This window comes from Salinimicrobium oceani, assembly GCF_012037645.1.
The window spans coordinates 336,931-362,593 of the sequence record NZ_JAAVJR010000002.1 but is presented as its reverse complement, the minus strand read 5'-3'; the positions used below and the strand labels follow the sequence as shown (position 1 = coordinate 362,593).

Below are 25,663 nucleotides of genomic sequence, written 5' to 3'. Positions count from 1 at the left end.
CTTGTAAGGCATGTAGGGAAAAATTATCTTTGCTTTCCAAAATCAACAAAGATGATCACAGGAAAAGTTTCAGAACTTTTAGAAAGCACAAAATATCTACAGGAAGTACAGGTTTACGGCTGGGTTCGGTCCTTCCGAAGCAATCGTTTTATCGCTTTAAATGACGGTTCTACCATTAACAATTTACAATGTGTGGTAGACTTTGAGAACATGAGCGAAGCCTTGTTAAAACGTATTACTGTTGGTGCAGCCATAAAAGTTACCGGAACTTTGGCCGAGAGCCTGGGCAGTGGTCAAAAAGTTGAAGTACAGGCGACCTCCGTTGAAATTCTTGGAGACGCAGATCCTGAAGAAGTGAAGTTCACTATCCTTTCCCCAAAAAGGCATTCTCTTGAAAAGCTTCGCGAGCAAGCTCATCTTCGGGTGAGAACCAATACTTTTGGTGCAGTAATGCGCTTGAGATCAAAACTTGCTTTTGCCGTACACAGCTATTTTCAGCAGAACAATTTCCATTACGTAAATACCCCAATTATCACCGGTAGTGATGCAGAAGGTGCGGGAGAGATGTTCAAAGTGACTTCTTTTGATCTTGATAATGTGCCCCGCAATGAAGATGGAAGCATCAATTACAAGGAGGATTTCTTCGGAAAAGAAACGAATTTAACTGTTTCGGGACAGCTGGAAGGAGAAACTTATGCACTGGGACTCGGACAGATCTACACTTTCGGCCCTACGTTTAGAGCAGAAAATTCAAACACTTCGCGGCACCTTGCTGAATTCTGGATGGTAGAACCAGAAATGGCCTTCTGTGACCTCGCAGGAAATATGGACATTGCTGAAGATTTTATAAAATACGTTTTAAAGTACATTCTGGAGCACTGCAAGGACGATTTGGCATTCCTGGAAGAAAGACTTGCCAATGAAGATAAAGTAAAGCCTGAAGCCGAAAGAAGCCCCATGGCTCTTACAGAGAAATTGCGTTTTGTTATAGAGAACAACTTTAAACGAGTGAGCTATACAGAGGCCATAGATATTCTGAAAAACTCCAAACCGAACAAGAAAAAGAAGTTCAACTATATCATTGAAGAATGGGGAGCCGATCTTCAAAGTGAGCATGAGCGCTATCTTGTAGAGAAGCATTTTAAATGTCCTGTAATTTTATTTGACTATCCGGCTAACATAAAAGCCTTTTATATGCGTTTGAATGAGGACGGAAAGACAGTACGCGCTATGGATATCCTTTTCCCAGGAATTGGGGAAATGGTAGGAGGTTCTCAACGAGAAGAACGCCTGGAAGTTCTTCAGAAGAAGATGCAGGCCCTGGGAATCGATGAAAACGAACTTTGGTGGTACCTGGATACCCGCAGGTTTGGAAGCTGTGTGCACAGCGGTTTTGGCCTCGGATTCGAAAGACTGGTGCAATTTGCGACCGGAATGGGTAATATTAGAGACGTTATCCCATTCCCCAGAACTCCGCTAAATGCAGAGTTCTAGAAGCAGCACATCCTAAAGTAGTCATAAAACAATCTGCGTTCATTTACGTTTGTAGATTGTTTTTTTTATTTTTATAAAAAGCCCAGATTGTATGCTAAAACAGCAGTTAAATTTAAAACTATCTCAAAAGCTTTCCCCTCAGCAAATTCAGTTGATGAAGCTTATTCAGCTGCCTACTCAGGCTTTTGAGCAGCGGCTTAAACAGGAGATGGAAGAAAATCCGGCGCTAGAGGGAGGAAAGGAAGAGAAAGAAGATTATGAAGATGAATATGAAGGAGATGATTACCAGGACGATGATCCCGGCAATGAATCTATTGAAGCAGATATTGATGTTGATGAATATCTTAGCGACGATGAGATTCCCAGCTATCGTCTCCAGGCGAATAATTACAGTGCAGATGATGAGGACAGGCAGGTGCCTTACGCCTCTGGCACTTCATTTACGCAGTATTTAAAGACCCAGCTTAGTACCCTGCGCCTCAATGATTCTGAAAAAGAGATCGCCGAATTTTTAGTAGGCAGTGTTGATGAAAGCGGATACATAAGAAGATCTATACAGGATATTGTTGATGATTTGGCCTTTACCCAAAACGTGTATACAGACGAGCCAACTGTCGAGAAAGTTCTAAAGCACGTGCATGAACTGGATCCTGCAGGAGTTGGGGCAAGGAATCTTCAGGAATGCCTTCTCATTCAGCTAAACAGAAAGGATCAGACAAGGCAGGTGAGCTTAGCAAAAGATATCATAGAACGCTCTTTTGACCAGTTCAGTAAAAAGCACTACCAGAAACTTCTTTCAAAGCATGATATTTCAGAAGATGAACTCAGGGATGCAATTGACGTAATAGAGCATCTTAATCCTAAACCGGGAGGTGCCTATGCAGGCAATACGAGAGCTGTAGAGCATGTGATCCCCGATTTCACTATTAAGATCGTTGATGGGGAGCTGGAACTAAGCCTGAACGGCCGTAATGCTCCCGAAATGCATGTTTCTAAAGATTACAGCGAGATGCTGAAAGGTTACAAGGAATCTCGCGAGAAATCGAAAGCACAAAAAGATGCTGTAATGTTCATCAAGCAGAAGCTCGATGCAGCCAAGTGGTTCATTGAAGCGATAAAGCAACGGCAAACAACCCTTTTTGTCACGATGAGTGCGATCATGAATTACCAGAAAGAATTTTTTCTCACGGGAGATGAACGCAACCTCAAACCGATGATCCTAAAGGATATTGCTGATGAGATAGATATGGACGTCTCAACCGTGTCACGAGTAGCAAACAGTAAGTATGTAGATACACCTTACGGCACAAAACTTATTAAAGATTTCTTTTCTGAATCCATGAAGAACGACCAGGGAGAAGATGTTTCTACAAAAGAGATCAAGAAGATCCTGGAGATGACCATTGAAGACGAAAATAAGCGGAAACCATTGACAGATGAAAAGCTGGCAAAGATGCTGAAGGAAAAAGGATATCCCATTGCACGCCGGACTGTGGCTAAATACAGAGAGCAACTGGATATTCCGGTGGCAAGGCTACGAAAAGAAATTTAATGAAAATCCTTTTAAGGAGCGCCTCCTATCTCTTTCATCCTATCTGGATGCCATTTGCAGGCACTTTGATCTATTTCTTTGTTACCCCTCGATTTTTCCCTTTGGAAATCATCCAGGCCAAGCTTCTCGCGATTGCCATCATGACTATTTTCATTCCTATAGTGTATTTCTTTATGCTAAAGACATTAGGAAAGGTTCAGGATCATTTTATGAAGGAGGTAAGGGAAAGAAAATGGCCGTTACTGTTTTATGCAGGACTCAACTTTATCATCCTGAAATATGTACTGAACACTTTTGATTATCCCGCCCTCTACTACTTCTTTTTCGGGATCATGATATCAACATTTATAGGCCTGCTGATGTTATTCACCAACATAAAGGCAAGTCTTCACATGACTGGACTGGGTGGGCTTATAGTATTTATTATTAGCCTGAGCCTGCACTTCAATTTAAACCTCATCTATACCATAAGCTTTCTTGTAGCTATAACAGGACTCACTGCATCTTCCAGGCTCTATTACAAAGCACATTCTGGATGGGAACTTATGCTGGGCCTCCTCGTAGGGCTTTTGCCCCAGGTAGGCGTTGCTTTCTTCTGGCTATAACAGGTAGAACATTAGTCCAACCTGAAAAGTTCGAAGTTCTACCGCCTCTCCATTGATCTCTGCATCCTTAAAAAAGGAATTCAGGCTATAGTAAAAGTTGAAGTTGAAGGTGTTATAACCGAATGTAAAGGTGGCACCAAGCCTTAAACGATCAAATTCAGGAATATCAGATTCCCGGTAGATGTTTCCATTTTGTTCGAACTTCGTTTGAAAGTAGTAAACATAGGCTGGCCTAAGTCCCGTATAGATCCTCCAGAACTTATAGGTCTCGGGCGTAGACGACCGCCATCTGAACTGAATAGGAATGTCAATAGATTGGGTTGTAAACCTGTTGGTATCGAAATCGATCCTGCTCCTGTCCAGCACCTGGAAAGTGGTGCCTTCAGCCTCCAGCCCCCGTCCCACAAAAAGGTTCTGGCCGTATGTGTCTATGGACCATCCCAGGCCTAATCCCAGAGCCAGGTTGCGCCGCTCATTAAAAGGAATATCCCTGATGACTCCCAAATGTAACCCCCCGGAAAACTGGGAGCTCTTGATGCCTGTAGGCTGTCCTGTTACAATGTTGTACGTAATGCCAATATAAACCTGATCTTCCCTGTATAAACTATCGACGACATGGGGAATAGCGTTGTTCTCCTGCGCAGGAGAAAGGAACGGCATAATAATAAGGAGCCAAAAAAGGCATTTTTGGAACATATATCTAGAGACTATTAAGTGGACATAAAGTTAACTGAAGTTTTTATCAAAAAAAATCCCCTTTTAACTTCTGTCAAAAGGGGATTACAAAGTAATGAATTTGTTCTAGTCGAAATTCTGAGAAGCTTCACCAGTACGGGTGGTGTAATTGATCTTAAGCGCTTCAGCCTTTCTCAATTCCATCTTGATGTCGGATACAAGACCCATATTGGTTTCATGATCTACTTTAAGGGCTGTAGTAAGGAAAGGAACAAGTTCCTCTCTTTTTGATTCCCTTTCAGAATAAATAAACTGCTGTATGTCTGAAACCTCAGCAAAATTATCATTTAGCTGAATACGCGCTTCTGACCCGAAACTTTGACGGTATCTTTCACTAGGCTTCCCGGCATAGATGTACATCACAAGATCCTTTTTATCCAGTTTTTCAACCTGGTCTGCATATGGTAACACGTTTTGAATCTTTAATGTATTCTCACGCATTACAGTAGCAACCATGAAGAAGAACAGGAGCATGAACACGATATCGGGCAAAGCCGAGGTATTTATCGCGGGCAGTTCACTACTCTTTTTCTTATTAAATTTTGCCATAATTTTTTGAAATTTTCGCGATTAGTTTTTAGGATCGGCTTCAGAAAGCTTCTGAGGCCACATATCTCTCACTTCCTCGATTTGTTCCTTTAGCTTATCCTTGTCCCCTGTATATCGCACGTCATTAAAGTCAGCCTCCATTTTCTGAAAAGACTTACCGTATAATCTTTGAGCTGTACGATCGCGCAATTCGTTATAGGCACCTACGAGTTCGTTTTGAACTGCAATGTAAGTACCGTATTCAGTTTGGCGGTCATTCACCAACATGATAACTGCCTTTGTAGGGTTATCTGATGATGCAGGATCATTTGCTCCCTGACAGTAATTACATGCTTCGGGTCCTACTCCACCACCATTGTCAAGAAATGCAATAGCGGCTTCTCTAAGATCCTTCAACTCCATAAGCTCATCTTCAACAAGGAGATCGTTATTTCTGTTCACGATTACCTGGAAAATGTTCTTTTCCTTAATAACAGGTGGAATCACTTCTTCATCCTGCATTGGTGGCAACTTTCTGCTGATCCCGCTATCGGTTTCGATAGTTGTGGTCACCAGGAAGAAGATCAAAAGCAGGAAGGCGATGTCGGCCAAGGAACCGGCATTAACTTCAGGTGTGGATCGTCTGGCCATAATAATTTTATTTTATAAGTTTTCTTATTCCCGAAACTACCATGAGCAGAATGGCGATGGTCGCAAGGATGTAGAAGGTCACAAGACCAGCTCCCACCCAGTGATGTCCATTTGCTGATAGCATTGTTCCGTCGCTAAGCTGTGTCTCTGTACCATCAGTCAACAAATATGCCAAAGCGACAACAAGAATAAATGCACCGACAGCTATAAGTGTTCTCTTTATATTTCCTGAGAAAAGTCCCTTGATGACAAAGAACAACACAAGAAGTACAATTATGGCGAACACCAGGTAAGCCACATACAAGAATGGAGATACCACACTTGCCTGTACAGCGGCCGAGCTTTCTATAGCATCATCACCAGCCAGAAGAACCCTTCCCCAAAGGATAAGGCCTATCACTCCAATGACGAGCGCAAGATATTTTAAGATTTTATGTAAGGTCATAATTATTTATTGGTAATGTTATACTCTTCTTTTGTTCTTGTAGTCTACAAGGATATCAATCAAAGTGATAGAAGCATCTTCCATGTCATTAACGATACGGTCGATCTTAGCAATGATATAGTTGTAGAAGATCTGAAGAATAATAGCCACGATCAAACCAAATACGGTTGTAAGAAGTGCGATCTTAATACCTCCCGCAACAAGTGAAGGTTGCATATCTCCAGCAGCCTCAATTCTATCGAAGGCTTCGATCATACCAATTACCGTTCCCATGAACCCAAGCATTGGAGCCAAAGCGATGAAAAGCGATACCCATGATACGTTCTTCTCAAGAAGACCCATTTGTACACCTCCGTAAGCAACTACAGCCTTTTCAGCAGCTTCAGTTCCTTCGTCAGCACGGTCAAGTCCCTGGTAATATATAGAAGCAACAGGACCTTTTGTATTGCGACAAACATCCTTAGCAGCTTCGATACCACCTGTATTCAATGCATCCTCAACATCTTGAGCTAACTTCTTGGTGTTAGTCGTAGCCATGTTAAGGTATATAATTCTTTCAATAGCAATCGCCAAACCTAGGATCAAACAAAGTAAAACGATCCCCATGAATCCGGGACCACCTTCAATAAATCTCCTTTTTAGCTCCTGGTGAAAACTTGTGCTCTCAGCCTCTGCTTCATCGGCCACAGCCTCAGCATCATCCTGCACGAAGTTCATCATCGTAGCCGGCAGGGCATTCACGTTATTAGTCGCATTAACATCTACGGCTCCGAACACCATAATTGTTGCGATTACCAAAATTGAAAATAATCTTTTCATTACTTTTTGTCTTAATTTAATTAGTTAACGGGTTAAAGATATAAATATTTATTCAAATAAAACTAGCAGAGAGGAAGGGATTCGAACCCTCGATACCCTTGTGGGGTATACACACTTTCCAGGCGTGCGCCTTCGACCACTCGGCCACCTCTCTAAAAAATCAAAAACAGAACCTGTTCTTAAATAAGTTGCCAAATAACGAAAAAAAACACAAGCCGGTCAAGTAACTGCCTTATTTTTTAAGACATTTCCCCGCGTAGAGATGTTTCGAAAATGGTTTTGAAAACTTTAGGTGAAAGATCCTTCGCAAGCAGGTACATCATTTTAGCTACTGCAGCCTCTGTGGTGATGTCTTTACCAGAAACCACACCTATTTTCTTAAGCTGTGTACTGGTTTCATACTGGCCCATTGAAACACTTCCGCCAATGCACTGAGTAACATTAACAATAACCACCCCCCTGGAGATCGTTTCTTTTAAAAGATGTACAAACCACTCCTCTGTTGGAGCGTTCCCACTTCCGTAGGTCTCTAAAATGACTCCCTTAAGCCCTTCCTTTGACATGATGTGCTCCAGAAGACTCCTGTTGATGCCGGGAAAGATCTTGATCAATGCAATATCATCATTCAAACCTTTGTGTAATTTCATGCGCCGCCGGTTGTTTGGCTTCCATAATGCATTATCATTTACAGCAAGATGTACTCCCGAATTCACCAGGGGCGGATAATTTGGGGAAGCAAAAGCCTGAAAATGCTCGGCATTGATCTTGGACGTCCTGTTCCCTCTGTATAATTTGTATTCAAAATATAATCCCACCTCCGTGATTACAGGTTTATTGTGCTTTTGCAAGCCCGCGATCTGAATACTTGTAATGAGATTCTCCTTTGCATCTGTTCGCAGATCTCCAATTGGTAATTGTGATCCTGTGAAGATGATAGGCTTGGAAAGATTTTCAAAGAGGAAGCTCAATGCAGCAGCACTATAAGACATAGTATCACTTCCATGAAGCACAACAAAGCCGTCATATTGATCATATTTCTCCTCGATCATTTCAGCAATTTGCAGCCAGAAGGCCGGCTTCATATTAGAGGAATCTATAGGCCTCTCAAAACTTACGGTGTCAATAGTATGCTCCAGCAGCTTTAGCTCCGGAATATTTTGTAACAACTCGTCAAAATTGAAAGCCTTAAGCGCACCGGTTTCAAAATCCTTTACCATACCAATGGTTCCCCCGGTATAGATCAAGAGAATGTTAGCGCTGGTCTTCATTCAGGTTGTTCTGATTTATCACTGGATTGGCATACATAAGAAGATAGCTGTTCACCTCAAGGGCGTTCTTAAAGTTAACCCGGCGCGTAAGCCTCCTTTCGAACTGTCTTTTTTGTTTATCTGTATATTTTTCCTGAAACATGCTGCTGCTGTTCAAAAGATCGAAAGCAATGTAATTGGCCGGCCATAGTTTGTAATTCCTGTGAATTCGCCGATCTATGCTCGCTGTTAAGGTCTGCAGCTGTTCATTTACAGAACCCGATTTTGCCTCCAGCTCCTTAAGATCAAATAAGCTTATTGGCTCGCCGGCAGAAATATGGATCCTGCCTTTATTCCCCAACGCTCCTTTTAAAATAGATCGAAAATCTTCATTGGCCGATTTTGTGTAGATAGTCTCCATCCTTTTGGCAAGGATCTCGGGCAGCTTAAGCACATCTGTAGGATCAAATTCATAAGAGATCGCGACAGGTACGATTTTTAGTTTTCCGAAGTAATCAGCAATAGTATCATCTGCTTTGGCCATGGCCAGCATTTTGAGCACCCCTTGCTGTGTATGATCATTTCCATCTTTTGTTCGGCCTTCTCGCTGCGCCATCCATACAGAACGTTTCTCTTCCAGAAGCAGCTTCTTTATATATTCAGAAAGCTTCTGGGAACTTTTCAGCATTTCCCTTGGCCCCAGTCCGCGTTTTACAAGAAAATTTCGGTTAAGGCGAGAAAGTGCAAGTAAAAAAGGCTTTTTGACAAGATTATCTCCAATGGCCGAAGCAGTCATTTTAAGATCGGCTTCATACAGCACACAATTGAGCAGCGAAGTATCCAGTACAATATCCCTGTGATTTGAAATGTAGAGATAAGATTCTTCTTTCTTCAGTCTGTCAAAACCTGAATAAGTAAGCCCTTCAGAACTTTTGCTTAATACCTTCTGAACTGTATGGTAAATGATCTTCGTCTGGAAATCCCTGATTGAAGTACAGGAAAGAACCTCCTCCTCGATCTTATCAAAAGCAACATTCGGAAAGGTGAACTGCAGCAGTCCTTTTATCATTGGATGTTTTACATATTCCTCAAGGGCCTTCTGCACCTCTGCATCCTCATAAAACCGAATATCATCGTAATTTGTCACTACTTTTTCATTAGAGTTAGCAAAAAAACAAAATAATAAGCACTTCCTTCTGTTATATTCCGAAAATCTGCCGGGAATTCTCTGTGGTTACTTCTGCAATTTCTTCGGGCGTACATCTGTAAATTTCAGCAACTTTGTTCAGCACCTCCACCACATAAAAACTTTCGTTGCGTTTTCCGCGGAAAGGCACCGGGGCCAGATATGGAGCATCTGTCTCCAGTACGATCTCCTTTAAAGGGATCTGCTCTAAAAACTGGTCAATTTTCCCGTTTTTAAAGGTCACTACTCCTCCAATTCCTAACTTCATGTTATAGGAAAGGGCTGTTTGCGCCTGTTCCAGGGAACCGGTAAAACAGTGGAAAATACCAAAAAGACCTTCTCCTTTCTCGCTTTCAAGAACTTCAAACACTTCATCAAAAGCATCCCGGCAATGGATCACTATGGGCAGCTTGTACTTCTTCGCCAATCTGATTTGCCGTCTGAATGCTTCCTGCTGAATATCTAAAGTACTTTTATCCCAGTACAGATCTACCCCGGTTTCCCCTATGGCATAGAATTTTCTTTGCTCCAGCTGCTTCTCAACTATTTCCAATTCAGCTTCAAAATTTTCTTTTACATGAGTGGGATGCAGGCCCGCCATAAGATAGATGTGGTCGGGAAAATCTCTTTCCAGCGCATACATGGCCTCAATATATTCTGAGTCTATCGCCGGAATAAAGAATCTGGTAACATTGGCATCAATAGCCCTTTGAATCATTTCATTTCGATCATCTTCGAAGGATTCGCTATATAGATGGGTATGGGTATCTGTAATTATCATAAACGCAAAAATAATTTATTTTATACACCTATCTTTGTCAAAAAAGAAAAGAATGGCATCTCTGAAAAAGCTACTGAAGGAAAAAGGTTATAAAAAAATACCCCTCACATATACTGCGACCCAACATCTCGAACTAAAGGCGAAGATCAATAAAATAGAAGGTAATTTCATTCTCGATACAGGAGCTTCAAGCACGTGCGTTGGCATGGAGGCGGTTTCTCATTTCGAACTCCTGGCCGAAGACAGCGATGTAAAAGCTGCTGGAGCTGGGGCTACAAATATGCTCACTCAGATCGCTCAAAAAAATGTGATCGAGATCAAAGGCTGGAAGAAAAAGAAGGTAGATCTTGTATTGTTTGACCTAAGGCATGTAAATGATGCTCTTGTAAAACACAAGGCAGAAAAAGTGCAGGGGATAATTGGCGCAGATCTTTTAAAGAAAGGAAAGGCGATTATCGATTACAAATCCATGAGCCTTTATCTAAAGTAGGTTCCTAAAATGGGGGAATTTCCCCATTTTATTTTGTTCATAGTTTTCAGACCTTCAGGGTAACCAAAAAATCTACGCTATGAACCAGTTTAACCACAAACACCTGCCGGTGCTTCCGGCTTTATTGGCAGTATTTATTGTTTTTGTTCTATTTCTTAATGTGTACACCTTAGTGAGCACTTTTTGATTTTGTCCAAAAAAGAAAGGCAATGATCCTGAAATCATTGCCTTTCTTTTTTGCCATTTTTGGCACCTATAATTCCAATGCTCTTTTTACGTCATTGTCCATAAGCAGTTCTTCAGGATTCTCAAGAGCCTCTTTTACGGCCACGAGGAATCCTACAGATTCTTTTCCATCAATGATCCTGTGGTCATAAGACAATGCAACATACATAATAGGTCGTATCTCTACGTGTCCATCTATTGCAACAGGTCTCTCCACTATATTATGCATTCCCAGAATTCCACTTTGAGGAGGATTGATAATAGGAGTCGAAAGCATGGAACCAAATACTCCGCCGTTTGTAATGGTAAATGTTCCTCCCGTCATTTCGTCTACCGTAATCTGGCCATCGCGAACTTTTATCGCTAAACGTTTGATTTCGGCTTCCACACCTCTAAAGCTCATATGCTCCACGTTCCTTAAGACCGGCACCATAAGACCTTTTGGCCCTGAAACTGCTATGCTAATATCTTTATAGTCATATTTCACCTGGTAATCTCCGTCGATCATCGAGTTTACTCCCGGATACAGATCCAGTGCCCTGACTACGGCTAGTGTAAAAAATGACATAAAGCCAAGGCTCACCCCATGCCTATCTTTAAACTCATCTTTATATTGCTTACGAAGTGAAAAAATTGCCGACATGTCTACTTCATTAAAAGTAGTGAGCATAGCCGTTTCATTCTTCACATCAACAAGACGTTCGGCTACCCTGCGACGCAGCATTGACATCTTCTTTCGCTCTTCTCCTCTTTTTCCCTGTCCGGGAGTACCCATGGCAGGTTTTGCATTGGTCGCATCCTCTTTGGTGATCCTTCCATCCCGGCCGGTACCTTTTACAGATTTTGCGTCCATACCCTTTTCGTCAAGGATCTTTTTAGCTGCCGGAGAAGGAGTGCCCGTTGCATAAGTTTCCTGCTTTTGAGCAGGTTCCTCTGTTTTTGCCTCAGCTTTTTTGTTATCCTTTTCTGAAGATTCCAACTCTTCTTCCTTAGCAGTGGTCGCTTCTTTTTCTTCCTTGATTACTTCCTTAGAATCACTCGCACCACCTCCTGGTTTTGGAGCATCTGTATCGATCAAACATACTACCTGCCCTACAGCAACAGCATCACCTTCTTCAGCTTTGAGCGTGATGATACCGCTTGCTTCTGCCGGAAGCTCTAAGGTAGCCTTGTCACTATCCACTTCGGCAATTGCCTGATCTTTTTCTACATAATCTCCGTCAGAAACCAGCCATTGAGCGATTTCTACTTCGGTGATCGATTCTCCCGGAGAGGGGACTTTCATTTCTAAAGCCATGATTTCTTTTTTTATTTATATCCGGCCTTTCCTCTGGCCAGAATTTTTTATTCCTTAAACAGTTACTTCAGCATTTTTATCAAAAACAGATTCAATCACCTTTTCATGGCGTTTTTTGAATCTTACAGAGCTACCTGCAGCCGGTGAGCCATAGAATTTTCTGCTACACACTCTAAAGGTCTTAGCCTCCTCCAAATGTAGTAACAAATGACTATATGCTCCCATGTTGCGCGGTTCTTCCTGTGCCCAAACTACATCTTCTGCATTCCTGTATTTCTTGATCGTCTCTGCAATCTGGTCAGCCGGTAGCGGGAATAATTGTTCTATTCTTACCAGCGCCACATCTTCCCGGCCTAATTCTTCTTTTCGTTCTAAAAGATCGTAGTAGAATTTCCCTGTACAAAATACGAGAGAGGTTACCTTTTCAGCATTTGCGGCAGCATCATCAATAAGTGGCTTAAAAGTTCCTTCAGCAAATTCTTCCCGAGTAGAGATCACTTTTGGATGCCTTAGCAGACTTTTTGGAGTGAAAACAATTAAAGGTTTTCTATAATTCACCTTCATTTGTCTTCTTAACAGATGGAACATGTTTGCCGGTGTTGTGACATCGGCCACAAACATATTGTCTTTGGCGCATAATTGCAGATATCGCTCCATTCTTCCTGAAGAGTGCTCTGCTCCCTGTCCCTCATAACCGTGGGGCAGAAACATCACAAGTCCATTCTGAAGTTTCCATTTGTCTTCGGCTGCCGAAATATATTGGTCAATCATGATCTGAGCTCCATTACTGAAGTCTCCAAACTGAGCTTCCCATATCGTAAGACAATTAGGACTTGCCATTGCATATCCATAATCAAATCCTACAACCCCATATTCCGAAAGCAGCGAATTATAGATCTTTAGATCACAGGAAGAACCTTCTTTTGTATCACAGGAGGCTCCCTTTATCTGGTTGAGCAGGATGATCTCCTCCTCACTGTCTTCTACTTTCACAACGGCATGCCGGTGAGAAAAAGTTCCCCGCTCAACATCCTGGCCGCTCATTCTAATATAATATCCTTCCTTGATCAAAGTACCATAGGCAAGTAATTCGGCCATACTCCAGTCAAGACTGTTGTTTTCGAAGTACATGGTGTGGCGTAATTCCACCAGTTTTTTGATCTTACGAAGGAATTTTTTATCTTCAGGAAGACGGGAAATTGTTTCGGCTACCTCGTTTAATACTTCAATATCAATTGAGGTGTCCACATCTTCCATCATGCGATTTTCATCTACATGCTCAAAACCTTCCCATTCATCCTGCATGAATGGCGTAACTCTTGTCTTCTCTTCTTTTCGAGAATCTTCAAGATTTTCTTCAAGCTTTGCTTTATAGTCATCTTCCAGCTTCTGCACATACTGGTCATCTATGACGCCCTGAGATTTAAGCTTTTCGGCATAAATATCCCGCGGGTTTTGATGACTTGCTATCGCCTTATATAATTTAGGCTGTGTAAACCTTGGTTCATCCCCTTCGTTGTGTCCATATTTACGGTACCCAAGAAGGTCAATAAATACATCGCGGCCAAAGGTCATCCTCCAGTCCAATGCAAATAATACAGCGTGCACTACAGCTTCGGCATCATCGGCATTCACATGTAGTACCGGCGAAAGCGTCACCTTGGCAACATCTGTACAATATGTGGAAGACCTGCCATCAAGATAATTGGTTGTAAAACCTACCTGGTTATTTACCACAATATGAATGGTTCCACCGGTGGTGTAACCTTCCAGTTGGGCCATTTGAACTATCTCATATACTATTCCCTGGCCTGCAATAGCTGCATCTCCATGTACTATGATAGGCAATACAGCATCTGTACTCTTATAATGGCGATCCTGCTTTCCACGCGTGATCCCCTGCACCACTGCACCTACTGTTTCAAGGTGTGATGGGTTTGGCGCAATATTGATATTAATTTCCTTCCCGCTATCAGTTTTCCGACAGGAGGTCCAGCCGAGGTGATATTTTACATCTCCGTCAAAAACATCCTGCTCATAATCCTTTCCGTCAAATTCTGTAAAAATATCCTTTGCACTTTTTCCGAAAATATTGGTAAGGGTACTAAGGCGCCCACGGTGAGCCATACCCATTACAAAATCCTTTACTCCCAGATCGGCTGCTTTTTCGATTATAGCATCGAGCGCCGGAATAAGACTTTCTCCCCCTTCCAGAGAGAATCTCTTTTGTCCCACATATTTAGTATGCAGAAAATTCTCAAAGGAGACGGCTTCATTTAATTTTTTAAGAATGTGCTTCTTTTCTTCCGCAGAGAAAGCTGGCTGGTTTTCATTGATATTCAGTTTATCCTGAATCCATTTCACCTGCTCTGGCTTTCTGATATACATGTACTCAATCCCTATGGAATCGCAGTATACCTTTTCCAGATGTTTTATGATCTGCCTTAAAGTAGCAGGCCCTATACCCAAAATTCCCCCTGCATTGAAAACCGTTTCCAGGTCACTTTCCGCCAGGTCAAAATTCTGAATATCTAAAGTCGGGCTGTATTTTCTGCGTTCTCTAACCGGATTGGTTCTTGTAAAAAGATGTCCGCGAGTGCGATAGCCATCGATCAATTTGACCACTCTGAATTCCTTCAGAACGGAATCTGACATTTCTATAGGCTCTCCACTTTCCGGGTGTTCAACAACTGCATGCCCGTTTGATGTTTCGAGCCCAAAATCAAACCCCTGAAAAAAGGCTTTCCAGCTTGGTTCTACGCTATCGGGATACTGCAGGTACTGGTCATAAAGATCTGCGAAATAGGCTGTATGTGCGGCATTTAAAAATGAAAATTTATCCATAAGTTGAAACTACCTGTTTCTAAATTGTAAAACGATACAAAAGTACAATTTTTAAAAAAGAAGCATAGGAGCATTTAATATATTTACCTTATACTTTTAAAAGATTTAACGTCATGAACTACTTGGTTGGTAATTATAAAGGGCTTTTACTTTTTTTTATCTTACTTTATTCCTCTCAAAACCACCTTGTTGCCCAGGAAAATACCGCCCCAAAAAAGGCATTTTTTGAACATGTTCGTTACGGCGGTAGTCTGGGAGCTAATTTCAGCAATGGCTATTTCAGCGCCTTTCTGGCTCCAAAAGCGATTTATGATTTTAATCGATATACCTCAGCAGGGGTTGGAGTTGCGGCATCCTATACCTCTACGTCCCGATATTCTGCATTTACTACGGGAGCCAGTATACTTGGACTCTTTCGACCGCTTCAGGCGCTACAGCTTTCAGCGGAATTTGAGGAGCAGTATGTTTCCCGAGATTTTAAACTTGAAGGCCAGAATCTGGATGACACTTATTGGTATCCCGCCCTCTACTTAGGTCTTGGATATACCACTGGGCACGTCACCGTAGGTGTTAGATATGATATTCTTTACGACGATGAAAAAAGCATTTATTCTAATGCCCTGATGCCTTTCGTAAGTGTGTTTTTCTAATTATACTTCCCTGTTCATCAGGTTTTTTCCGAAGGTGTAAAGCAACTTTTTTCGGGTATCATCTACTTCAAGTTCTTCCAGAACCTGGAAAGCTTTCTTAGTATATTTTTCTATTTCCACCCGAGTAAGACTGGCCGCACCACTACTCTCAAAAAGGCCTTTTACGGTCTCAACTTTTGCCGAAGGATCTGGCGGATTGATAGAATATAAATGCTCCAGTTGGATCGCTTCTCCGGCTGCCGCTTCTTTTAGAGAAGTCAGGTAAAGAAAAGTCTTTTTATTTTCAATAATATCGCCTCCAACCTGCTTGCCAAAAGTATCTGGATCTCCAAAGGCATCGAGGTAATCGTCCTGAAGCTGAAAAGCTATTCCCAGCAGACGGCCGAATTCATATATCCTGTCACAATTCTCTTCGGAAGTATTTGCAACGATAGCACCCATTTTCAAAGATGCTCCCACCAGCACAGCAGTTTTATATTCGATCATTTTGAGATACTCCTGAATGCTCACATTTTCTCTCATCTCAAAATCTATGTCGTACTGCTGCCCTTCACACACCTCAATCGCAGTTTTTGAAAAGAGGGCAGCAAGCTTCCTGAAGGTCTCCCCATCATAATTTTCAAACAACTGATATGCCTTGATCAACATGGCGTCACCAGAGAGAATACCAGTATTGATATCCCACTTCTCGTGCACCGTCTGCATTCCTCTTCGCAAAGGGGCGTCATCCATAATATCGTCATGTACCAGGGAAAAGTTGTGGAAGACCTCTATAGCCAAAGCTGCATCCAAAGCTTTTTTATAGGATGTACCAAAGATCTCTGAAGCCATTAAAACCAGTACCGGCCTTACTCTTTTACCTCCCAGACTAAGAATGTAGACCATAGGATCATAAAGATTGGCAGGTTCCCTGCTCTCTATCTTTTGCGACAGGTAATTTTCAAATTCTTTACGATAATGGTCTGTAGAAAGCATCAATAAATTTTTGCGCTAAAATACCAAAAGACAGAGAATATCCCTTTTCTGAACCCGGATAATTTTACCCATAAAAAACTTCGGAAACTTTAATTGTTTTTATCGTTTCCAATTGTATCTTTGCACTTTTTTAAAAAAGAACGAAAGTGAAAGAACAACTTTTATCAAAAGCTGCGGAAATGTTTCTCACTCTGGGAGTGAAAAGCGTGACGATGGATGAGATCGCAGCCGAGATGGGTATTTCCAAGAAAACCATTTATGCTCATTTTCCCACCAAGACCAAGTTAATTGAAGCCACTGCTCTTAGTTTTTTTGAAACCATTTCGGCAGGTATCCAGGAAATAAGGAATGAAGACAATGATGCAATAGAGGAACTTTTTCAAATAAAGGAATTCGCCTGTCAAAACCTTAAGGATGAAAAATCCTCTCCGCAGTATCAATTACAGAAATACTACCCAAAAATCTATGCTACAATAAAGGATAAGCAAAAGCATGTGCTGGAAGAGCTTACTACAGAGAATCTGGAAAAAGGTATAGCCAAGGGAATCTACAGGAAAGATCTCCCGGTAAGATTTCTTACCCGAATCTATTTCATAGGAATCCTTGGAATAAAGGACAGGGAAATTTTTGGAGAGGAAGAATTTACTACCAAGGAACTTACCAACATGCACCTCGAATATCATCTTAGAGCCATTGTAACCCCAAAGGGCCTTGAAAAACTGGAAACTCTTTTAAAATCTCAAGACAAAATATGAAAAAACTGATCCTGATCGTTACCGGATTATTCTGTTTCAATGCGGCAGCCCAGACAGACGAACCCGCGTCCCTTCACCTCTCACTGGAAGAAGCAGTTATCCTGGGGCTTGAAAACAATTATTCTGCCCTAAAATCTGAAAAAGAAGTAGAAAAAGCCCTTTCTCAAAAATGGGAGATCATATCACAAGGTTTACCACAGATCAATGCGAATGTGGATTACCAGAACTTTCTCAAACAACCCGTCACACTTATTCCGGGAGAAATTGGCGGCGGCGAGCCAGGCACCTTTTTGCCTGTGCGTTTTGGCACTCAGCAAAACCTGAGCGCCACTGCAACCTGGTCACAGCTAATATTTGACGGGTCCTATATAGTAGGAGTACAATCTGCACGCACCTTGCTTCAGATCTCAAGAAATGCAAAGACAAAAACAGATCTAGAAGTAAAAAAGGCGGTCATCAATGCTTATGGTAATGTTTTAATGGCTTTGGAAAGTGTGGAAATCCTCGAGAACAACCTAAACAATATTTCCAAAAATTTGAGCGATACGCAGAAGATTTTCGAAAACGGACTTGCAGAAGAAGAAGATGTAGAGCAATTGAAGATCACCCATCTCAACCTGGAGAACAACCTTAATCGCAGCCGTAGAATGCTCGATATCTCCTATCAATTGCTCAATATGGCAATGGGCTTGCCGGTAGATAAAAAGGTCATTCCTACAGATGACCTCAACAGCCTTGCCCTTCAGTTCTATGATTTTGAACTCCTCCAGGAGACGATCCCTCTTGAGGAAAATATAGATGTAAGAATTGCAGAGAATTCGGCCGAAGCGGCGCGCATCTTTGTGCGACTGGAGAAGGCAAAAGCCCTGCCACGCCTCACAGGGTTCTTAAATTATGGAACCACAGGAAACAGTGACGCATTCACTTTTCTTAATAAGGACCAGGTGTACTATAACCAGTCTATCCTGGGATTGAGCCTTGACATACCCATCTTTAGCAGTGGTATGAGAAATTCCAGAACCCGCCAGATGAAGCTGGAGTATGATCAGGCTATGCTTGATCTAGAGGAAACCCGGAACAGGATCTCGCTTGAAATTGACGCTGCAAAAGCCGATTATCGCTTTAGCCTGGAAAATTTCGAAGCTCAGCAGGAGGGTCTTGTTCTTGCCGAAAGAATCGAAAAAAAGAATCAGATCAAATTTTTTGAAGGCCTTTCAAGCAGCTTTGAGCTTAGTGAGGCTCAAAGGCAGTTGTACACCGCCCAGCAAAATGTTTTGCAGGCCATGCTGGAAGTGATAACCGCAAAAGTGGAACTTGAAAACGTGCTTAGCACAAAAACATATTCTGAAGAAGATTAATTAACATGAATCACCAAAAAATGAAGAAATCGATCATCCTATTCATGAGCATTCTCCTACTCGTATCTTGTGGAAAACAGGATTCTGTAGAGCAGATCATAGAAACCGGAGACCTGAGTGAAATTAGAGCAAAGAAAGCTGAACTCAGTACCCGGCAGAGTGAATTATCATCGCAAATTGCACAACTGGATGCCGCCATCCAAAAGCTCGATTCCAGCACTCAGTTTTCTCTGGTAACAGTCGCAACTGTATCAGATTCGCTTTTTAGACATTATGTAGAATTACCCGGAGATGTGGAAACAAAGCAGAATATCATCATTTATCCCGAATTTTCAGGATTGCTTGAGCAGGTAAATGTGAAGGAAGGCGACAGGGTTCAAAAAGGTCAAATTCTTGCCCGCATAGATGAAGGAGGTTTAGGCAGCCAGCTGGCACAGTTGGAAGCTCAGGCTGCACTGGCAAAGACTACTTTTGAGCGACAGCAAAGACTTTGGGATCAGAATATTGGAAGTGAGATCCAGTTTCTTGAAGCCAGGACTAATTATGAAGCCGTTCAGAATTCTGTAAATCAACTGAGATCGCAATTAGCCAAGACTGTGGTTCGCGCTCCTTTTAGCGGAGTAATAGACGAAATCTTCACAGAACAGGGAGAGGTTGTAGCTCCGGGTCAAAGCAGACTCTTCAGGTTAATCAACCTTTCTGATATGTATATTACTGCTGCTGTTCCGGAATCTTATCTCGGAAAGATAGAGAAAGGAACAAAAGTAATGGTAGAAATAGCTGCTACCGGCACCTCTTTCACGAGTACGGTAAGGCAGGTAGGCAACTTTGTCAATCCCAATAACAGAACTTTCGAAATTCAGGTGGCCGTCCCTTCAAACAAGGAACAGGTAAAACCGAATCTTATAGCAACCGTGAGGATCAACGATTATACTTCAGAAGGTGCTATCATCATTCCGGAGAATGTAATTCAGAAGAATTCCGCAGGAGAAAGTGTGGCTTATGTACTAAAGAAGAATTCAGACACCACAGGTATTGCCGAAAGAAGAACCCTGGAAACCGGACTTTCCTATGAGAATTCTGTTGAAGTTCTTTCGGGACTGCAACCTGGGGATCTGTTAATTACCAGTGGTGCGAGGAGCATCCAGGAAGGTGAACAGGTAAAGATTGATAACCGCAACCCATTGAACTAAGATGAAATTAGATAAAGATTTTAAACTTTCTTCGTGGGCTATAGACAATCGCATGACTGTCTATGTGATCATCGCTATCATCTTTGTTGGTGGTTTGATGTCCTATTACAGCATGCCCCGGGAATCTTTTCCCGAGGTCATTGAGACCAAAATCTATGTAAGTTCTGTGAACCCGGGGAACTCGGCTGAAGATGTTGAAAAATTCATCACCGAGCCCCTTGAAGAGGAATTCAACAATATTGCAGGAGTGCAGGACATCTCTTCTACTACTTTACAGGATTATTCTCTTGTAATTGTTGAATTTGATGAAGACATCTCTGTCGACGCCGCAAAGCAAAAAGTAAAGGACAAGGTGGACCAGCAAAAAGCTGCCACCACCTGGCCAACGCTTGACAACGGCGCGAAAGTAGAACCAAATGTTTTTGATCTCAACATTTCTGAGGAAATGCCTATTCTCAACGTGAACCTTACTGGTGATTATCCGGTTCAGAAGCTAAAGGAGTATGCAGAATACCTGCAGGACAGGATCGAACTGCTGCCGCAAATTAAGGAAGCTTCTGTACGGGGAGCTGAAGAAAAGGAAGTAGAGATCGCGGTAGACATCTATAAAATGACAGCTTCAAAAGTGAGCTTTCAGGATGTTATTAGTGCCGTGAGCATGGAAAACCAGACCATCTCTGGTGGAAACGTGATCACAGGTGGAATTCAGAAAAACATTCGGATCCTGGGAGAGATCACAGATCCCGACCAGTTAAAAAACGTGATCGTAAAAAGGGAAGATGGAAATGTCTTTTTAAGAGACATAGCCGAAATAAGGTTCAAAGAACAGGAACCCACCACTTTTGCACGCGAATATGGCCAGCCCGTAGTAATGCTTGACATTAAAAAACGTGGGGGTAAGAACATGATCGAAGCGATCAACGATATCAAGGAGATCATTAAGAGCGAACAGGAGAACTATCTTCCGCAGGATCTTCATATTACCTATTCCAATGATCAATCTACTACAACAGAGAACATGGTAGATGACCTGGTGAACAACATCATTTTTGGTGTGATCCTGGTGGTAGTTGTCTTGATGTTCTTTTTAGGTTTCAGAAATGCCCTTTTTGTGGGATTTGCAATTCCGCTTTCCATGTTCCTTTCGTTTATCATCCTCTCCAGTATTGGCTTTACGCTGAACACTATGGTACTTTTCGCCCTGGTAATGGGACTGGGAATGTTGGTAGATAATGGAATTGTGGTTGTAGAAAATGTTTACAGCCTTATGGACCAGGGTGTACCGAGGCTAAAGGCCGCTAAACAAGGTGTTGGCGAGATCGCCTGGCCTATTATAGCCTCAACAGCCACTACCCTGGCAGCTTTCTTTCCGCTTGGACTCTGGCCAGGTACCATTGGAAAATTCATGATCTATTTTCCAATAACGCTCTCGGTAGTGCTGGGTTCCTCGCTCTTTGTGGCATTGATCATCAACTCTATGCTGACTTCTGAATTCATGAAAACTGAAGAGAAAGAATTCACAAAAAAGAAATTGATCCGTATAAGTGCGGTACTGGCAGGAGTAGGTATTATTTTGCTTATTGCAGGTTTCGTGATGGATATTGGCGGGCTGCGCGCTTTTGGAAATCTTGCCTTATTGGCAGCGATCCTGCTGTGGGCCTATAAATATTTTCTGAGCAAATGGGTGGATTTTTTCCAATACAGGGCTTTGAAAAAACTTGAGAAGAAGTACGAAAACACGCTTAGATTTTCTCTGCGAGGTAAGAATTCATATGTTGTTTTCTTCGGAACGGTCGCCATGCTTATAATATCGTTCATGCTGGTTGGTCTTGTACAGCCAAAAGTTCTTTTCTTTCCTGAAAATGAACCAAACCAGATCATCACCTACATCGAGCTTCCTGAAGGTACAGATATCAGGAAAACTAATGAGCTTACAAAACAGGTTGAAAAACAGGTTTATGAGGTCATAAAAAAGTATGAAGATGAAGACGGTTATAATTATATGGTTGAATCGGCCATTTCACAGGTTGGCCAGGGAGCAGGGAATCCACAAACAGACGGAGGCCAGCAAAATGAAATGCCTCATAAAGGGAAAGTAACCCTTTCCATGCGCGAATTCAAAGATCGACGCGGGGTGAGAAGTAGTCATGTCCTTTCTGAAGTAAGGGAGGCAGTACAGGATTTCCCCGGAGCTTCGATCATCGTGGAAAAAGATGCAGCCGGACCCCCTGTTGGTTATCCAATTAATATGGAACTCAAAGGAGATGATTATGAACAGATGCTTATTGCAGCCGAAAACCTGAGGGATCATATTCAGGAAATGAACATCCCCGGAATTGAGGAATTGCAAATTGACGTGAACAAATCCAAGCCCGAGCTTAACGTAAGCGTAGATCGGGTAAAGGCGGGACAACTTGGGGTCTCTACCGCTGCGGTGGGACAAACTCTGCGTAGAGCGATCTATGGAGAAGAGATCTCCACCTATAAGGAAGGAGATGAAGATTATCCTATTAATGTAAGATTCAATCAGGATTTCAGGTATAATGAAAACGCCCTGTTCAATCAGCCAATAACTTTTAAGGATCAGAATACCGGAAATATTGTGCAGGTTCCAATTTCTTCGGTAACCAAATCTGAGCTTACCTCTTCGTTTAGTTCCATAAAAAGAAAGGACCTTAAAAGAGTGATCACGATCTATTCGAATGTCCTGGAAGGTTATAACGGTAATGCCATTGTAGAGCAACTGCAAACAGAGCTTGCATCTTATGAGCTTCCTCAGGATGTTACCCTTGAATTTACCGGAGAACAGGAAAAACAACAGGAGAACATGTCTTTCCTTCTGAAAGCTCTTTTGATCGGCCTCGGCGGAATTCTCCTGATCCTGGTAGCGCAGTTTAACTCCATTCCGAAGCCATTGATCATCTTAATGGCGGTTTTCCTGTCCCTGGCCGGAGTATTTTTTGGCCTGGTAGTATTCCAAATGGATTTTGTGATCATCATGACCATGATGGGCATTATTTCTCTGGCGGGAATTGTGGTAAACAATGCCATAGTGCTGGTTGATTATACACAGATCCTTATTGACCGAAAAAAGGAAAGTTTGGGCATTGAACCTAATGACCTCCTGACAAAAGGCCAGTATTTCGAAATGATCGTGGAAGGTGGAAAATCCAGACTAAGACCGGTACTTTTAACTGCCATAACGACAGTTTTAGGGCTAATACCTTTAGCCATAGGACTTAACATCGATTTCTTCTCGCTGTTCATAGATTATGATCCTCAGATCTATGTTGGAGGAGATAACGTGATCTTCTGGGGACCCCTGGCATGGACAGTGATCTTCGGCTTGATCTTCGCAACCTTCCTAACCTTAGTGGTAGTGCCGGCTATGCTGTATCTGGTAAACAGAGCCAGGGTAAAAGTGAGGAACAAAAGAGAAAAAAGACCTGCCTAAAAAGGCATTTTTGACACCTTAGTTTGAGAAACCTCCGGAATGATTCCGGAGGTTTTTTATTTAATCCGGACTATGGCAAAGTGTTTGGACACTTACAGGCAGGAAAATTAATATTAATTAAAATTCAACGAATGAACACTCAGTTAACCATTGAACAACGAAATTCAGTTTTGGTCTCAATGGCAAATCTTGTGGAAAAGGAAAGAGACAACATTTTAAAAGCAAATAAGATCGATCTCGATAGCTATTCGGGAGATGATCTGGCCATGGAAGACAGGCTAAAAGTGGATGGTTCCAAGATCGAAGGAATGGTGCACTCCTTAAAACATTTAGCTTCCCAGGAAGATCCTGTGGGAGTGGAGCGTTTCAGCTTCAAACATGAAAACGGGATGCAGGTCTACAACAGGACTGCCTCCTTTGGGACGGTAATGATCATTTACGAATCCCGGCCCGATGTGACTGTAGAAGCTGCAGGAATAGCCTTTAAGTCGGGGAATAAAATTCTTCTGAAAGGAGGAAAGGAGTCTCTAAATTCAAATCTTGAAATAGTAAAGCTTTGGCATAGAGCCCTGGAAGAAAACAACATTGCTACGAACTGGGTTGAATACCTTCAGTTTGACAGAAAACAGACGCAGGAATTTCTTGCAAATCCAGATCAAAGAGTCGACCTGGTAGTACCAAGAGGTGGAGAGCGCTTGATCAAATTTGTGAAGGAGAATTCTTCGGCACAGGTGATCGTGAGTGGTCGCGGTAATAACTTCGTCTACATTCATGAAAATGCCGATACAGATATCGCAATGGATGTGATCCTGAATGGAAAGACAGGAAAGATCTCAGCCTGTAATGCAGTAGACAAAGTGTTGGTCGACAAAAACCTTCCAAATAAAAAAGAGTTTATAAATGACCTTTTAGAGACCCTAAAAGAGCATGATGTTGAGATCATTGCAGATCGTTCTCTTGAAGATCTTGAAGGCACCAGACCTTTAAAGAGCGAAGATGAGTGGTACGAGGAATTTCTTGACTACAAAGCTTTGATTGGAGAAGTAGATTCGGTAACTGAAGCTATTGCGAAGATCAACAAATATTCAGGAGGACATTCGGCCTCAATAATTTCAAAAGACGAAAATGCTGCGCAGAATTTTATGCAAAATGTGGATAATGCAGCTGTATATCATAACGCCTCTACAAGATTTACCGATGGAGGCCAGCTGGGACTTGGTGGAGAACTGGCGATAAGCACAGATAAATTACACCAACGAGGTCCTATTGGACTTCAGCATTTAGTAACCAATAAATGGTACATACACGGAAATGGACAAACTAGATAAAATTTTAGAACAGAATAACATAGAAATGGAAACTCCAAAAAAGAAAAAGAGGATACTTTTAAAGTTAGGTTCTAATACACTAACCAAAGAAACCGATCATATTTCCAGAGGGAAGATAGAAGACATAGGCAGACAAATTGCCGAACTTAAGGATGAATATGAGTTTGTGATCATTAGTTCGGGAGCTGTGGCCGTTGCCAAACAGTTTGTAAACCTGGAGCGAAGCGGGGAAAATATCGACGTAAAACAGGCATTGGCCTCTATTGGTCAGCCGCACCTTATGCGTATTTTTCAGGAAAGCTTCAGGGAACTTGGTTTATTGATTGGGCAGTGTTTGCTGTCTCCAAATGACTTCAGCAATGAAGATTCAAGGCAGAATATTGTCAATACGGTTAATGTGCTGGTGGAGAATGATTACATCCCTATCATCAATGAGAATGATACTTCATCAACAGATGCCATCAAGTTTGGAGACAATGACAATCTCGCCGCACAAACGGCAGCTTTACTTGATGTAGATCTTTTTATTATTGCAACCAATACTCACGGAGTTTATAAAAAAGGATCTATTGAAGCTAAAACTCCGGAAACAATTCGCAAAGTGAATGACCTGGAAGAGCTGAAGAAAGAGGTGATGAGTGAGACCAAGTCCACTCACGGTACCGGCGGAATGAGCTCAAAAGTTTCAGCTGCTGCAATTACGCAGAAAGCAAAGATCGAAACCTGGATCGTGAACGGACTGGATGATAATTTTATCCTGAATGCTATTAATGACAAAGTGCATTTTACCAAGATCCATCATTAGAACCTGATTGAAATAAAATAGGAATGAAAGGCTGTGCAGAAATGTGCAGCCTTTTTTAATAACTGTCAATTCTTAGCTCCAAATTCCAATTTCCCTCCTGTCCCGTAGGGACAACAGATCCTACTCTCATTTCACACAAAGCCCAATAAGGTTACAAGAAGGGCACAAAAAAATGCCTCTTTAGAAGGAGTAGAAATCATAGTCGTGCATCCGTGTTGAAAAAAATATTTTCTTCAGATAACGAAG

At 42.0% G+C, this 25,663-nt stretch carries 22 protein-coding genes and 1 tRNA gene; 11 read left to right on the top strand and 12 right to left on the bottom strand.

Features of this window, described 5'->3' with window-relative positions; genetic code table 11:
* Window positions 1–51: 51 nt before the first annotated feature.
* The 3 genes from asnS to HC175_RS05155 all read left to right on the top strand — a co-directional run bounded on the left by asnS (window position 52) and on the right by HC175_RS05155 (window position 3,651).
* Window positions 52–1,494, top strand: a complete 1,443-nt coding sequence (asnS, locus tag HC175_RS05165; RefSeq protein WP_168137403.1) for an asparagine--tRNA ligase — start codon at window positions 52–54, stop codon at window positions 1,492–1,494.
* A gap of 91 nt (window positions 1,495–1,585) precedes the next feature.
* Window positions 1,586–3,046, top strand: a complete 1,461-nt coding sequence (gene rpoN / locus HC175_RS05160; RefSeq protein ID WP_168137402.1) for an RNA polymerase factor sigma-54 — start codon at window positions 1,586–1,588, stop codon at window positions 3,044–3,046.
* Window positions 3,046–3,651, top strand: a complete 606-nt coding sequence (locus HC175_RS05155) for a hypothetical protein (protein ID WP_168137401.1) — start codon at window positions 3,046–3,048, stop codon at window positions 3,649–3,651. The genes rpoN and HC175_RS05155 overlap by 1 nt, the downstream gene beginning before the upstream one ends.
* On the opposite strand, the gene HC175_RS05150 is transcribed toward HC175_RS05155, so the two are convergent.
* The 9 genes from HC175_RS05150 to HC175_RS05110 all read right to left on the bottom strand — a co-directional run bounded on the left by HC175_RS05150 (window position 3,646) and on the right by HC175_RS05110 (window position 10,043).
* Entirely contained in the window at window positions 3,646–4,311 is a 666-nt protein-coding gene (locus HC175_RS05150; RefSeq protein ID WP_168137400.1) for a porin family protein, read from the bottom strand. The two genes, HC175_RS05155 and HC175_RS05150, sit on opposite strands and share 6 nt — an antisense overlap.
* A 141-nt stretch (window positions 4,312–4,452) precedes the next feature.
* Window positions 4,453–4,935 (bottom strand): ExbD/TolR family protein, encoded by a 483-nt coding sequence (locus HC175_RS05145; RefSeq protein ID WP_168137399.1) that lies wholly within the window; start codon window positions 4,933–4,935, stop codon window positions 4,453–4,455.
* A 21-nt stretch (window positions 4,936–4,956) separates the two neighbouring features.
* Window positions 4,957–5,565, bottom strand: coding sequence for an ExbD/TolR family protein (locus tag HC175_RS05140; protein ID WP_168137398.1), 609 nt, complete (start codon window positions 5,563–5,565; stop codon window positions 4,957–4,959).
* A 7-nt stretch (window positions 5,566–5,572) separates the two neighbouring features.
* A complete protein-coding gene (locus HC175_RS05135) occupies window positions 5,573–6,010 on the bottom strand; it encodes a hypothetical protein (protein ID WP_168137397.1) in 438 nt (145 codons plus the stop codon).
* 18 nt (window positions 6,011–6,028) lie between these two features.
* Window positions 6,029–6,829, bottom strand: coding sequence for a MotA/TolQ/ExbB proton channel family protein (locus tag HC175_RS05130; protein ID WP_168137396.1), 801 nt, complete (start codon window positions 6,827–6,829; stop codon window positions 6,029–6,031).
* Window positions 6,830–6,895: 66 nt separating this feature from the next.
* A tRNA-Ser gene (locus HC175_RS05125) sits at window positions 6,896–6,983 on the bottom strand.
* Window positions 6,984–7,068: 85 nt separating this feature from the next.
* Window positions 7,069–8,097, bottom strand: a complete 1,029-nt coding sequence (locus tag HC175_RS05120; RefSeq protein WP_168137395.1) for an asparaginase — start codon at window positions 8,095–8,097, stop codon at window positions 7,069–7,071.
* Window positions 8,081–9,223: a 1-acyl-sn-glycerol-3-phosphate acyltransferase gene (locus HC175_RS05115; RefSeq protein ID WP_168137394.1), complete on the bottom strand. Its 1,143-nt coding sequence runs from the start codon at window positions 9,221–9,223 to the stop codon at window positions 8,081–8,083. Before HC175_RS05115 ends, HC175_RS05120 begins: the two co-directional genes overlap by 17 nt.
* A 52-nt stretch (window positions 9,224–9,275) precedes the next feature.
* Window positions 9,276–10,043: a TatD family hydrolase gene (locus HC175_RS05110; protein ID WP_168137393.1), complete on the bottom strand. Its 768-nt coding sequence runs from the start codon at window positions 10,041–10,043 to the stop codon at window positions 9,276–9,278.
* Window positions 10,044–10,095: 52 nt separating this feature from the next.
* Here HC175_RS05110 and HC175_RS05105 point away from each other — a divergent pair, with 52 nt between their 5' ends.
* Window positions 10,096–10,533: a retropepsin-like aspartic protease gene (locus HC175_RS05105; RefSeq protein ID WP_168137392.1), complete on the top strand. Its 438-nt coding sequence runs from the start codon at window positions 10,096–10,098 to the stop codon at window positions 10,531–10,533.
* A 253-nt stretch (window positions 10,534–10,786) separates the two neighbouring features.
* Here HC175_RS05105 and odhB read toward each other — a convergent pair whose 3' ends face one another.
* Window positions 10,787–12,055, bottom strand: a complete 1,269-nt coding sequence (gene odhB, locus HC175_RS05100) for a 2-oxoglutarate dehydrogenase complex dihydrolipoyllysine-residue succinyltransferase (RefSeq protein ID WP_168137391.1) — start codon at window positions 12,053–12,055, stop codon at window positions 10,787–10,789.
* A 54-nt stretch (window positions 12,056–12,109) separates the two neighbouring features.
* Window positions 12,110–14,899, bottom strand: a complete 2,790-nt coding sequence (locus HC175_RS05095; RefSeq protein ID WP_168137390.1) for a 2-oxoglutarate dehydrogenase E1 component — start codon at window positions 14,897–14,899, stop codon at window positions 12,110–12,112.
* A gap of 113 nt (window positions 14,900–15,012) precedes the next feature.
* Between HC175_RS05095 and HC175_RS05090 the strand changes: the two genes are divergently transcribed.
* Window positions 15,013–15,549 (top strand): alpha-ketoglutarate decarboxylase, encoded by a 537-nt coding sequence (locus HC175_RS05090; protein WP_168137389.1) that lies wholly within the window; start codon window positions 15,013–15,015, stop codon window positions 15,547–15,549.
* On the opposite strand, the gene HC175_RS05085 is transcribed toward HC175_RS05090, so the two are convergent.
* Window positions 15,550–16,524 carry a polyprenyl synthetase family protein gene (locus HC175_RS05085; RefSeq protein ID WP_168137388.1) on the bottom strand — a complete coding sequence of 325 codons (975 nt, stop codon included), beginning with the start codon at window positions 16,522–16,524 and terminating at the stop codon, window positions 15,550–15,552.
* Window positions 16,525–16,670: 146 nt separating this feature from the next.
* On the opposite strand from HC175_RS05085, the gene HC175_RS05080 reads away from it, so the two are divergent.
* The 6 genes from HC175_RS05080 to proB all read left to right on the top strand — a co-directional run bounded on the left by HC175_RS05080 (window position 16,671) and on the right by proB (window position 25,417).
* The gene (locus tag HC175_RS05080) at window positions 16,671–17,279 is read left to right on the top strand and encodes a TetR/AcrR family transcriptional regulator (protein ID WP_168137387.1); all 609 of its coding nucleotides are present in this window, start codon (window positions 16,671–16,673) and stop codon (window positions 17,277–17,279) included.
* Complete coding sequence (locus HC175_RS05075; RefSeq protein ID WP_168137386.1) at window positions 17,276–18,637, top strand: TolC family protein; 1,362 nt, start codon at window positions 17,276–17,278, stop codon at window positions 18,635–18,637. The genes HC175_RS05080 and HC175_RS05075 overlap by 4 nt, the downstream gene beginning before the upstream one ends.
* Before the next feature lie 20 nt (window positions 18,638–18,657).
* Entirely contained in the window at window positions 18,658–19,830 is a 1,173-nt protein-coding gene (locus tag HC175_RS05070) for an efflux RND transporter periplasmic adaptor subunit (protein ID WP_168137385.1), read from the top strand.
* 1 nt (window position 19,831) lies between these two features.
* Window positions 19,832–23,284: an efflux RND transporter permease subunit gene (locus HC175_RS05065; protein WP_168137384.1), complete on the top strand. Its 3,453-nt coding sequence runs from the start codon at window positions 19,832–19,834 to the stop codon at window positions 23,282–23,284.
* Between the two features lie 131 nt (window positions 23,285–23,415).
* Window positions 23,416–24,612: a glutamate-5-semialdehyde dehydrogenase gene (locus HC175_RS05060; protein WP_168137383.1), complete on the top strand. Its 1,197-nt coding sequence runs from the start codon at window positions 23,416–23,418 to the stop codon at window positions 24,610–24,612.
* Window positions 24,596–25,417, top strand: coding sequence for a glutamate 5-kinase (gene proB / locus HC175_RS05055; RefSeq protein ID WP_168137382.1), 822 nt, complete (start codon window positions 24,596–24,598; stop codon window positions 25,415–25,417). The genes HC175_RS05060 and proB overlap by 17 nt, the downstream gene beginning before the upstream one ends.
* The last annotated feature ends 246 nt before the right edge of the window (window positions 25,418–25,663 follow it).